The 12789-nt window shown below is 38.2% G+C and carries 10 protein-coding genes and 4 tRNA genes; 4 read left to right on the top strand and 10 right to left on the bottom strand.

The features are described from left to right. Positions 1-84 precede the first annotated feature (84 nt). The 3 genes from INP93_RS02265 to recX all read left to right on the top strand — a co-directional run bounded on the left by INP93_RS02265 (position 85) and on the right by recX (position 2640). Complete coding sequence (locus INP93_RS02265) at positions 85-927, top strand: patatin-like phospholipase family protein (protein ID WP_197545017.1); 843 nt, start codon at positions 85-87, stop codon at positions 925-927. A 135-nt stretch (positions 928-1062) separates the two neighbouring features. Next, positions 1063-2118, top strand: coding sequence for a recombinase RecA (gene recA / locus INP93_RS02270; RefSeq protein WP_111388079.1), 1056 nt, complete (start codon positions 1063-1065; stop codon positions 2116-2118). 69 nt (positions 2119-2187) lie between these two features. Next, on the top strand, positions 2188-2640 hold the full coding sequence (gene recX / locus INP93_RS02275) for a recombination regulator RecX (RefSeq protein WP_197545018.1): 453 nt from the start codon (positions 2188-2190) through the stop codon (positions 2638-2640). Here the strand turns inward: recX and crcB are convergent. From crcB to INP93_RS02310, 7 genes are all read right to left on the bottom strand, one after another. Further along, a complete protein-coding gene (gene crcB / locus INP93_RS02280; protein WP_049365038.1) occupies positions 2615-3010 on the bottom strand; it encodes a fluoride efflux transporter CrcB in 396 nt (131 codons plus the stop codon). The genes recX and crcB overlap by 26 nt on opposite strands. Further along, positions 3011-3829, bottom strand: a complete 819-nt coding sequence (locus tag INP93_RS02285) for a Cof-type HAD-IIB family hydrolase (protein WP_197545019.1) — start codon at positions 3827-3829, stop codon at positions 3011-3013. Between the two features lie 157 nt (positions 3830-3986). Next, positions 3987-5171, bottom strand: a complete 1185-nt coding sequence (gene tuf, locus INP93_RS02290) for an elongation factor Tu (protein WP_049383876.1) — start codon at positions 5169-5171, stop codon at positions 3987-3989. A gap of 103 nt (positions 5172-5274) precedes the next feature. Further along, positions 5275-5350: transfer RNA gene (locus INP93_RS02295), tRNA-Thr, on the bottom strand. 3 nt (positions 5351-5353) lie between these two features. Continuing rightward, positions 5354-5428 (bottom strand) — tRNA-Gly (locus tag INP93_RS02300). A 41-nt stretch (positions 5429-5469) separates the two neighbouring features. Further along, positions 5470-5554: transfer RNA gene (locus tag INP93_RS02305), tRNA-Tyr, on the bottom strand. A 30-nt stretch (positions 5555-5584) separates the two neighbouring features. Next, a tRNA-Thr gene (locus INP93_RS02310) sits at positions 5585-5660 on the bottom strand. Positions 5661-5873: 213 nt separating this feature from the next. Here INP93_RS02310 and coaA point away from each other — a divergent pair. Beyond that, entirely contained in the window at positions 5874-6809 is a 936-nt protein-coding gene (coaA, locus tag INP93_RS02315; protein WP_005695046.1) for a type I pantothenate kinase, read from the top strand. 39 nt (positions 6810-6848) lie between these two features. Here coaA and INP93_RS02320 read toward each other — a convergent pair whose 3' ends face one another. The 3 genes from INP93_RS02320 to INP93_RS02330 form a co-directional block, all read right to left on the bottom strand. Continuing rightward, on the bottom strand, positions 6849-8507 hold the full coding sequence (locus tag INP93_RS02320) for an ABC transporter ATP-binding protein (protein ID WP_197545020.1): 1659 nt from the start codon (positions 8505-8507) through the stop codon (positions 6849-6851). Continuing rightward, the gene (locus INP93_RS02325) at positions 8500-10245 is read right to left on the bottom strand and encodes an ABC transporter ATP-binding protein/permease (RefSeq protein WP_197545021.1); all 1746 of its coding nucleotides are present in this window, start codon (positions 10243-10245) and stop codon (positions 8500-8502) included. Before INP93_RS02325 ends, INP93_RS02320 begins: the two co-directional genes overlap by 8 nt. 70 nt (positions 10246-10315) lie before the next feature. Continuing rightward, entirely contained in the window at positions 10316-12733 is a 2418-nt protein-coding gene (locus tag INP93_RS02330; protein WP_197545022.1) for a TonB-dependent hemoglobin/transferrin/lactoferrin family receptor, read from the bottom strand. Between the last annotated feature and the right edge of the window lie 56 nt (positions 12734-12789).

Here is a 12789-nt window from a genome sequence, read left to right on the forward strand (position 1 = left end):
ATTGATAAACAACAAGATAAATATAAATAAGTTTATAGTTTAATATTTATTCCACTAAAACTTTTTCAAATTCCAGGAGTAAAAATGACAGTAGGACTCGTTCTTGAAGGTGGCGGCATGAGAGGTATGTTTACTGTAGGCGTCCTTGATACCCTCATGGAGCAAAACATTCAAATAGATAAAATTATTGGCATTTCTGCAGGTGCATTATTTGGCATCAATTATGCATCCAACCAAAAAGAAAGAGCGTTGAGATATAACCTAAAATATCTTAAAGATAAACGTTACATGGGATTTCATAGTCTTTTTACAACGGGCAATATTATCAATAAAGATTTCGCTTTTTATGATCTCCCCTTTAATCTCGACCCTTTTGATCAAAATGAATTCGAGAAATCTCACATTGATTTCTATTTAGCAGCCACAAACATCGAGAGCGGTAAAGCTGAATATTTCAAAATCAAAAATGTTTTCGAAGAAATGGAATACTTCAGAGCAACCTCAGCGATGCCTTTCGTCTCACAATTTGTGGAAATTAATGGACAAAAATATCTAGACGGTGGAATTGCTGATAGTATTCCATTTGAAAAAGCACAAGAGCTCGGTTGTGATAAAATCATCGTTGTTTTAACTCAACCTATCGACTACCGTAAAACAAAATCCTCTTCTTTTTTATTCAAGCTTTTTTATCGCAAATATCCACACTTAGTTAAAACCTTAGAAAATCGCTACCACACTTATAATAAACAAGTAGAAGAAATCATTCGTTTAGAAAAACAAAATAAAATCTTTGTGATTCGTCCAAATGTATCACTCAATATAGGTCGATTAGAACGAGATGAAACCAAAATAAAAACTGTACATGAACTGGGTGAAAAAATTCTCGCAGCACAAATTCAAAATCTACAAAAATACTTAAAAAGTTGATTTTAAATAATCTATTTCTAAAATTTGGAATCTAGTTCACATTTTTTCATCGAGGAAAAAATTTCTCTTGATACTGTACATCAATACAGATATAATCTAACCAAATTTAGATAACTCTATTCAAGAAGGTTTTATATGGCAACTCAAGAAGAAAAGCAAAAAGCGCTCGCAGCAGCACTTGGTCAAATTGAAAAGCAATTCGGTAAAGGCTCAATTATGAAATTGGGCGATACTCAAGCCCTTGACGTTGAATCTGTTTCAACGGGTTCTTTAGGTCTTGATGTCGCTCTTGGTATTGGTGGTTTACCAATGGGGCGTATTGTTGAAATTTTTGGACCTGAATCTTCTGGTAAAACAACCTTAACCTTATCTGTTATCGCTCAAGCACAAAAAGTAGGTAAAACTTGCGCGTTTATCGATGCAGAGCATGCACTTGATCCTATTTATGCAGCAAAACTTGGCGTTGATGTGAAAGAACTTTTAGTCTCCCAGCCAGATAATGGTGAACAAGCACTTGAAATTTGTGATGCATTAGTACGTTCTGGAGCTGTAGATGTCGTCATTGTGGACTCCGTTGCTGCACTTACCCCGAAAGCTGAAATTGAAGGCGAAATGGGTGATTCACACATGGGTTTACAAGCGCGTTTAATGTCTCAAGCGCTACGTAAATTAACCGGTCAAATCAAAAATGCAAATTGTCTCGTTATCTTCATTAACCAAATTCGTATGAAAATTGGTGTCATGTTTGGTAACCCAGAAACCACAACTGGTGGTAACGCGCTAAAATTCTACTCTTCTGTTCGTTTAGATATCCGTCGTACTGGTTCAGTTAAAGATGGAGATGAAGTCATTGGTAACGAAACTCGTGTTAAAGTAGTTAAAAACAAATTAGCTGCGCCTTTCCGCCAAGTGGATTTCCAAATTCTTTATGGAGAAGGTATATCTAAAGCTGGCGAATTAATTGAACTCGGAGTTAAACACAAACTTGTTGAGAAATCTGGTGCATGGTATGCATACAACGGTGAAAAGATTGGTCAAGGGAAAGCTAACGCAATGAAATGGTTAAACGAAAACCCTGCAAAATCAGACGAACTTGAAGCGAAACTTCGTGCTGAATTAGTCGCTAACCCAGAGCAAGCATTAATGGCTGATATTGAACAATCTACCGATGACGCAGAAAGCGATTTCTAATCACTAAAAGTGCGGTCAAAATTGACCGCACTTTTCATTTCAACCATATTTCACCTAAAAGGAATTTCTATGTCTTCTCTTGCTTTGAGCTATGTCGTTAATTTACTTGCTCGACGTGAATATAGCGAATTTGAACTACGCAATAAAATGCAGGAAAAAGCATTTACAGAAGATGAGATCGATGAAACGATTGCTTACTGTCAGAAAAAAAACTGGCAAAATGACAAACGATTTACTGAAAATTATTTACATGCACGTTCGCAACGTGGATATGGTGCAAATCGTATTAAACAAGAATTACGTCAACTAAAAGGTGTATCTTCAGACGTCATAAATGAAGTCCTTGTAGAAAGTGAAATTAATTGGACTGAAATCGCAGAAAAGGTTCTACGTAAAAAGTTTCCTAATTATTCAGAACCACAACCAATTAAAAGCAAACAAAAAATTTGGCAGTATATGCTTTCTCATGGGTTTTATTCTGAAGAATTTAGTGATGTTATCGGAAATGGAATAGAAGACTGATGAGCCTAAAGAAATAAATACCTAACACTGTAAAGATTAAACAACCAACTAAATGACTCACTAAAACGAACAATCCATTGCCCCATTCTTCTTTAAAAAAGAGTTCAATCACTTCGCCTGAAAAAGAGGAAAATGTGGTGAGCGCACCAAGAAATCCAGTCACTAAGAATAATCGCCATTCAGGGCTAAATTGCGGAAAGGTCCAAAAGGCTGCTAATAAAATCCCCATCAAAAAGCAGCCAATAAAATTAGCCACAAGTGTACCAAATGCAAGCGAACTAAACAGGGAATTAAGCCATAAACCTAATCCCCAGCGTAAAGAGGCTCCAATTGCCGCACCGGCACTAATCAGAAAAATTGACTGAAACATCTATTTAATACCAAAAATTTCTGCTAAATGTTTGGCCACTGCTTCGTCTTTATTGAACCCGATCTCTTCCAGTTCAGGACAAGCTTCTTTTAAACGAGAATCAGCATTTGCCATCACATAACCTTTACCAACCCAAGAAAGCATTTCAACATCATTCTGGCCATCGCCAAAAGCAATACAATCTTTTAATCCATAATTTCTATTTTCTAATAGATGAGCTAATGCATCACCTTTCGATACATTTTTGTTCATGACCTCTAAGCAAGTTACCGCTGAATAAACAATTGTGGTTTTATCCCCGAAATGTGTTCTAAGATAATCTTCTAGTTCTATTAGATCTTTAGGATCATGAGCAATAAAAAATACTTTTTCAGTTCCTCTTCCATGATGCTTTGTAAAATCAACAACTTCGTACATAAAACCTGAATCCTTATGATATTTTGCTAATTCAGGTACATCTGTATTGATAAACCAACCATCATCTTGATAAGTATTGATACAAATCTTGGTACGATCAAAAGGGATTTTATACAACTCAAGTACGATTTCCTCTGGAAGACTATTGCTATAAATAAGATTACCTTTTAGATCACGCACTCGTGCGCCATTGGAAGTGATCATTACGGCATGCTCCGCTCCAATCTTACCTAAAATAGAAGCAACATCTGTATGATTACGTCCCGTTGCTAAAATAATATCTACACCTTTTTGTTCTAATTTATTCAATACATCAATAGTAAACTCACCAATTACATGATTGGTATTAAGTAGCGTGCCATCAAGATCAGAGACAACGGCTTTAAATGGTAGTTGTTGCATAAAAACACCCGTATAAAAAATGAGTCTGTATCATACCAAAATGACACAATTTTTGACCGCACTTTCTATTATAAAAACAACATTCATTGATAAAAAACAAAAAGGCGTATCTTTCGATACGCCTTCTTAATCTAACTTGTTACAGTTAATACATCAATTATTTGATGATTTTCGCAACAACGCCAGCACCTACTGTACGGCCACCTTCACGGATTGCAAAACGTAAACCTTGGTCCATCGCGATTGGGTGGATTAAGCTTACTGTCATTTTGATGTTATCACCAGGCATTACCATTTCCACGCCTTCTGGTAACTCGATTGTACCAGTTACGTCAGTTGTACGGAAATAGAATTGTGGACGGTAACCTTTGAAGAATGGAGTGTGACGACCACCTTCATCTTTTGATAATACGTAAACTTCTGATTCGAAGTCAGTGTGTGGAGTGATTGAACCTGGTTTCGCTAATACTTGACCACGTTCGATTTCTTCACGTTTTGTACCACGTAATAATGCACCGATGTTTTCACCTGCACGACCTTCGTCAAGTAATTTACGGAACATTTCAACACCAGTTACAGTTGTTTTTGTAGTTGGTTTGATACCAACGATTTCAACTTCATCACCAGTACGGATGATACCACGCTCAACACGACCTGTTACTACTGTACCACGACCTGAAATTGAGAACACGTCTTCGATTGGAAGAAGGAACGGTTGGTCAATTGCACGCTCTGGTTCAGGAATGTAAGTATCTAAGTGGTTTGCTAACTCAAGGATTTTTTCTTCCCATTCTGCAACGCCATTTAATGCTTGTAATGCAGAACCACGTACGATTGGAGTATCGTCACCTGGGAAATCATATTGAGAAAGAAGTTCACGAACTTCCATTTCTACTAATTCTAATAACTCTTCGTCATCTACCATGTCGCATTTGTTTAAGAATACGATGATGTAAGGTACACCTACTTGGCGACCTAATAAGATGTGCTCACGAGTTTGTGGCATTGGACCATCTGTCGCTGCTACTACTAAGATAGCACCGTCCATTTGCGCCGCACCGGTAATCATGTTTTTAACATAGTCCGCGTGTCCTGGGCAGTCAACGTGTGCGTAGTGACGAGTTGGAGTATCGTATTCAACGTGTGAAGTGTTGATGGTGATACCACGCGCTTTTTCTTCTGGCGCGTTATCGATTTGGTCGAATGCACGAGCTGCACCACCGTAGTGTTTTGCTAATACGGTTGTGATTGCTGCTGTTAAAGTTGTTTTACCGTGGTCAACGTGGCCGATTGTACCCACGTTTACGTGCGGTTTTGTACGTTCAAATTTTTCTTTAGACATTTAAAGAGTCCCTCTAAATAGACACGGTTATCGATGGGTAAATTAAACCACATTAACCAATAAAATCATTACTATTTAATAAGGAGAGAGGAATTTGGAAGGCTGGTGCTGATAGGCGGATTTGAACCGCCGACCTCACCCTTACCAAGGGTGCGCTCTACCAACTGAGCTATATCAGCGTTTGGAGCGGGCAGCGGGAATCGAACCCGCATCATTAGCTTGGAAGGCTAAGGTAATAGCCATTATACGATGCCCGCAGTCCTAAATTCATCTGTCCCATCAGAATTCATTTAGAAAATGGTGGAGGGAGAAGGATTCGAACCTTCGAAGGCTGAGCCAACAGATTTACAGTCTGCCCCCTTTGGCCGCTCGGGAACCCCTCCACGCTAAATGAATACTTGTTTACTAAAGGATGGTGCCGACTACCGGAATCGAACTGGTGACCTACTGATTACAAGTCAGTTGCTCTACCTACTGAGCTAAGTCGGCGTGTTGTAAGCAAGTGAGGCGTATTATATGGAAAATTTTATGCCTGACAAGTTTTTTTTATGAAAAATACGTTTTTTTTAACTATTCGGCTAATTTACAAGCAAAAAGCCTCATTCTTGCTTTAAAACTCACCACTTTTAATAAAAAACGATGATCACAACTCATTTATAGGGTATATTTTGTCCAATTTTTTCACTCTAGATATAAAGCACCGTGGAAATTACCGAACAACTAACGCCCTTTCTGAACTTTAGTCGTCAACAATGGGCTGAATTAAGAAAATCTGTTCCGCTAAAATTAACGGAGCAAGATCTCAAACCACTTTTAGGTTTTAATGAAGAGCTTTCTCTTGATGAAGTGAGCACCATTTACCTGCCACTTGCACGTCTTATTAACTACTATATTGACGAAAACCTTCGCCGCCAAACCGTTTTGAATCGTTTTCTTGGCGGACAAAGCCCTAAAGTCCCTTACATCATTAGTATCGCGGGTAGTGTTGCTGTCGGGAAAAGTACATCAGCACGTATTTTGCAATCTTTGCTAACCCACTGGCCTACCGAACGAAAAGTTGATCTGATAACTACTGATGGTTTCCTGTATCCATTAGAGAAACTGAAAAAAGATGATTTGCTACAGAAAAAAGGCTTCCCTATTTCTTATGATACAGCCAAATTAATTCGTTTTTTAGCCGATATCAAATCAGGCAAGCCATCGGTAAAGTCGCCTATTTATTCTCATCTAACTTACGATATCGTTCCTGATAAATTTGATATTGTCGATCAACCGGATATTTTAATTTTAGAAGGACTAAACGTTCTCCAAACGGGTTCAAATAAAGCAAATCAAACCTTCGTGTCTGATTTTGTGGATTTCTCTATTTATGTTGATGCAGACGAGAACTTGCTCAAAGAATGGTACATCAAGCGATTTTTAAAATTCCGTCAAAGTGCTTTCACCAATCCAGATTCCTATTTTAAACATTATGCCAATCTCTCTGAGCAAGAAGCCATTGAAACGGCCAGCAACATTTGGGATAACATTAACGGATTGAATTTAAAACAAAACATTCTGCCGACTCGTGAACGAGCCAATCTCATTCTTAGAAAAGGTGAAAATCACGAAGTTGAGTTAGTGAAATTAAGAAAATAAAAAAGAGCGGTCAATTTGACTGCTCTTTTTCTCACTGCCTTACGACATTCTACCATTCTCAATGCCAATCACCTGATCGCAAATAGCCATGGTAGATTGGCGATGACTCACGAGAATAATCAATTTTTCTGCTTTCACGTTCAACAACGATTTCAAAATCATCGCCTCGTTTAAGCTATCCAAATTACTAGTCGGCTCATCGAGTAAAATAATCGGTGCGTTGTGTAGGAATGCACGAGCAATACCAATACGCTGTTTTTCACCATCAGACAGGTTGCCGCCTAATTCGGTCATCTTAGTTTGATAACCTTCGGGCAAACTCAAAATGAAATCATGAATTGACGCTTTCTTCGCGGCTTCCATAATCTCGTCTAACGTTGCATCACGGCGAGCAAGGCGAATATTTTCCTCGATGGTTTCGTTGAAAATATAGGTTTGCTGGGTAATGTACGCCATATTGTCTCGCAAACTACGGGTGTTGATATTCGGTAAGATTTCGCCATTAATTTTAATGCTACCCGATTTAGGATCGTAAAAACGCATCAGCAGTTTTAACAAGGTACTTTTACCGCTGCCACTTCTGCCATGAATCCCTAAGATTTCACCCTTTTTCACAGACAAGCTAACATCCGATAAAATTTGTTCTTCACCATAAGCAAAACTTACGTTCTCAACATCAATGCGAGAAACATCCTTCAAATCGACCGCACTTTCTACGTCTTTTAATTCTGGTTCTTCTGCTAGCAAGCTCAATACTCGCTCACCTGAAGCCAAGGTTTGTAACAAGTTGCTTGAAAGGTTACTTAACGCAATAACCGGGCCATAGCTAGACATCAATAAAATCACGCCAATTAAAAAGGCAGAAAAATCAATTTTATCTAGGCTAAACAAAATTAAGCCGGTGAATAACATAATGATGTTAAACGCCGATACCGTCACTTCAGTGTAAACTCGCACTTTCGCTTCTTGGTCTTTAATGCGTTCAAAAGCCGTATCGATTTTTTGGCTGCGCTGTTGAATTTCATCTAAACGTTGTTTTGCGTAGCCGAAAAGTTGAATTTCTTTCATACCACGCACACTGTCGAGGAAGAAGTCATTCATTTCCCCCACTAGCTCACGATAGCGTCTGCCATCTTCACGCGCCAATTTGGTGGTAATAATGGGTAGAATCACGCCCACTGTTAAATAAGCGACTAATGCCACAACCACAAACCAACCTGAAAGATGTGCAAAGACCAGCAATAAAATCGCAGAAGTAAAGAACGCAATCATAATCGGTGCAATAGTGTGCGCATAGAACACTTCGAGCAATTCGATATCATTTGTCACCAAGGACACTAATTGCCCCGCTTGTTTATCTTGCAACTTCACAAAAGCCAAACGGCGCAAAGAGGAAAACACTTTATCACGCAATAATGCCAATAATTTAAAAGCAATATAGTGCCCTGACATTTGCTCTAAATAACGCAATGCACCACGAACGACCGCCAATACGATAAGTGCGGTCAAAATTCCAGAAAAACTTAAATGGGTGTCGAAGTTGAGAAGATTCACTAACCCCATCGCCCCAAGCACCATAATAAAAATGGCAGCAAGGAAACCGAGCGTTCCCATGGTGATAGTAAACGCCATGATATGCGCCAGTGGGGTCACTAATTTCAACAAATGCCCCATTACAACAAAACCATTTTTACGCATTTGCCACCTCTCTAATTTGTTCTAAATCTTTTTGTTGTTGGAACATTTCAGCATACGCGCCTTGTTTTGCCATTAGCTCTTTATGCGTGCCTTGCTCAATCAATTTGCCTTGTTCAAGCACGTTAATGCAGTCGGCATTCACGGCATTGGCCAAGCGATGAGAAATCATCACAATGGTTTTTTGTTGTTTAAATTGCTGAATGAACTGCAAAATAATTTCTTCGCTTTCTACATCAATGTTACTGGTTGCTTCATCAAAAATATAAAGTTCGGCATTGTGTAATAAAGCACGCGCTAAAGCTAAACGTTGAATTTGACCGCCAGATAAATTCGCGCCGCGGCTTAATAGCGGCATATCTAATCCACCATTATCTCGTACGAATTGCGCCAGATTGACTTGTTCTAAACACGCATAAATTTGTTCATCTGTAGCATCGATTTTCGCCATCTTCATGTTTTCACGCAGCGTACCTTTAAACACATAACTGCTATGGCTAACCAATGAGACTTTTTCATAAAACGAATGACGATCAATCTCTTGAATTTCTTGACCGTTGAATAGAATTTTGCCTTGTTGCGCCTTATTAAAGCCCATTAGCAATGAAACCAAGGTTGATTTACCACAACCACTTTTACCCACAAATACCGTAAGCTGATTTGGTAAGATGCTTAAATCTAAGCCAACAATCGCAGGCTTCTCTTCGCTGTAAGCAAAATGCAGATCTTGAATATCCACCTGAATGGCATTTTTCGCTGCAAAATCGACCGCTTGTGCTTGAGTTTCCACTGGCGTATCTAACAATGTAAAGATCTTATCTGATGCCGCTTTACCATTCATCGCCACATGGAAGAAAGAACCCAATAAACGAAGCGGAATAAAGAATTCAGAAGAAAGCAGAATAAATAAAATGACGCCTAATACGGTTAATTGATCGGCTTGGAATTGCAACAAGGCCGTTAAAATCCCGATCGCTGCACCACCGTAAGCAAGTAAATCCATCAGTGACACTGAGTTAAGCTGCATGGTAAGCACTTTCATGGTGATTTTGCGGAAATGTTCCGCTTCTTCATCCATTGCTTTCGCTTTATAAGCATCATCTTGATAGATTTTCAGTGTGATTAAACCTTGTAGGTTATCCAAGAAACTGCTGCCTAACCCCACATAAATGGACCAATATTTTGCTAAGAGTTTCTTCGCAATTTTATTCACTGCAATAATCGACATCGGGATAAGTGGCACACAAATCAACAAAATCACGGCTGTTTTAAAACTGAAAAAGATCAGAAAAGCGAAGAGTGTGAGCGGAGCAAGCAAGCTATAAAAAAGCTGAGGCAAATAACGCCCAAAGTAGATTTCAAGTTGTTCTACGCCTTCTGAAGCCACTTGAATGATGTTTGACGTAGATTGTTGATTCACTTGGTTAAGTGGCATCGAAGCCAATTTGCGATAGATGAGGCTACGCAGCTCATGTTTGACTTTCGTACTGGCAAAATAAGAGGCCTGCACCGATTTTTTACCTGCAAAGGCACGCAACGCCAAAGCAGCAATTAAAACGATACCCAAAATGACCGCACTTATCGGGCCCAATTCATTAAAATAAGCCGCCTGTAAAATATAAGAAAACACGACGGCACTAATAATCCCACCAATTAACGCCACCCAATTCCATAACACTGTGATGCCAATCCATTTTTTACTGTCGGCCACCGTGTTAATTAGGCGTTTATCTATCATCATAATGATTGCTCCTAAAATAAAAAGAAGTACGCACATTACTATGCGTACTTTGCTATAAAAAATTTAATAATTAAAAACGAATTTCAATAGAAGCTGCAAAGTTGCGACCTGGTTGATAATAACGTTGAAGTCCTGGATAACCACCATATTTTCCATTAGGATCAACACCTACGGAATTAACTACTCCACCAGTATCATTCAAACCACGTAAAGAATCCCACGTATGGAATTTACGATTAAATATATTGTAAACACCCGCACGTAAAGTAATATCTTCTGTTGGTTTATAGAAACCAAACATATCAAATACAAAAGCTTTGTTATTTAAGTGTTTCCAAGTTTTTAACTCTGTATAGGTATTCGGGGTTGTTGGACATCTTGTTGTACCATAATAATAAGGCACTTCAGGAACAGGGCATTTTGCAACAACATCACCATATTGAGCATCTTTAGCTTTTTTTGCGCCAAGATAAGTCAATCGAGAGAAAATTCCCCACTTACCTTCAGGCTGTTCATAGTCCAAGCCAATAATTGCCTTAATCGGTTGAAGAGACATTAAACTTGCCCCATTAGACATGCCTCCTTTGCTATAGCCTAAAGAACTAAATAATTTCCAGCCATTTGGCATTGGCGTAACTTCATTTAAGTTAAGTTTGCCAGTGAATTCAATACCATAGATTTTAGCAGCATCACTATTTTGCATTTGTTGAACGGGGTTCCATTTATGCAAAGTGTCGCCAGTAAATGGATCTTCTTCAGTGTAATGCTCTGCAGTTTCTTGTTCAAATAAGAAATCCTTATAACGGGTATAATGTAAATTAAGAGAAAGCTCACCTAAATTTCCTTTTCCAACCAAGTTAAGATTCTGAGTTAAACTTTTTTCTGCTTTAAGATTTGGATTTGATATCCACTTACCAGAATTGCTATTTCTATAATCAAAATACATTTCTGAAGCATTTGGCATACGGAAACCAGAACCAATGTTATAACTTAATTTCCAATTATCATTGATTATTTTTTCAACGCCTGTTGTCCAGCTAATATTATGGAATTTCGCATCATTGTTTTTAACACATTCATCGCATTTTAAACTACCTAAATCCTGCTGTGCATGTTTTGCCCAATCGTAACGAACACCTAAATGTCCTTTCCATTCTGGTGTAAACTCCATATTGTCATGCAAAGATACATAATGATGATGAGTTTTAATTGGATTCATCATAGTTGAATCAGCTGCCTGAACCCATCTTTTAGGATCCCCGTAATACGGGAAAGGAACATAATCTAAATCTTTATGAAGCACATCAAACTTACGCTCTGAGAAAGATGTTCTTAATGAGAATGTATGATTTGCAAATAAATCAAATGGTTGACTATCTACTCGAAAATTGATCTGTTTAAATCTAGTATTAAAGAAACGAAGATCTGTATCACTTGGCTCTGCTGGTTTTGCAGGACTCCAAGGTTTGGCATCTTGTGCTCGAGAACCTTCATAATTATAGGCTGCCGTTTGTGTTTTTTGGTAATCTACATCTGTCTTCACTAAAGCTATTACTTTTGAATCTGGTAAATATTCATAAAACACATTGACTGTATCTCGTTTAGCGCGATCGTCCGCTTCTCTCCATCTGTCATATGATGTTGCAGAATCCTCAATAATATAATTTTTATTGCGTGAACCACTATAAGAAATTCCAACTCGATGGTTATCATTAAAACGATATGCAAATTTAGCTAAATAATTATGATTATTATGTGTTGAATCATCAGGTGTCTGTTTTCCATAACCGCGAGAACGAGTATAAAGTGAGTCTTCAGAAATGGTATAACCACCAGCACTTTTCATTTCATGTCCATGGCGGTTGGAATAAAGCAATAAGGCTTCTGCTTTTTCGCCTGCATATGCCACACCTAAAGTATTAGTCCACTCAGTATTACGAGATGCATAACCAGTACGATATAACGCGCCAAATTTTCGACCGTTTCTTACAATATCAAAAGGTTCAAGGGTGCGATAATTAACCCCCCCACCAATGTTACCACTCCCCTGGTTAAAAGAATCCGCACCTTTAGCAATATCAATGGTTCGAGCTAATTCAGGATCAATACTTTGCCGAGAAGTATTCAAGTTGCCATAACGTTTGTAAAGTGAGTTTTCTTCAGAATCAGGTAATGCTACGCCATCAATACTAATACCTACTCGATTATCCTCTACACCACGAATAGCGAAACCTTTTTGATGACGACCTTGATCAACAACCCCAACATCAGGACTATAACGCACAAGATCTTTGTTATTTTGAATGAGTTCTTGTTGAATAATCTTTGCCGTTTTCTTTTCAGAATGATTGGCTTTTGTTGAATCATCCAATTCTGTAGAAACATTAATCGTCTCTAATTGTTCTTCTGCAAAAGAAGATGGAGAAATGGATGTCGTAGCAATAGGCAAAATTCCATAGGTCACTGCTAAAAATGTATTCTTTTTCATATTGTTATCCTTAAATAGCAAAATTGGCAGAATTATAGAAAAGAATAAAATAAAAA

This window comes from Haemophilus parainfluenzae (genome assembly GCF_014931415.1).
Taxonomy (GTDB): Bacteria; Pseudomonadota; Gammaproteobacteria; order Enterobacterales; family Pasteurellaceae; genus Haemophilus_D; species Haemophilus_D parainfluenzae_AF.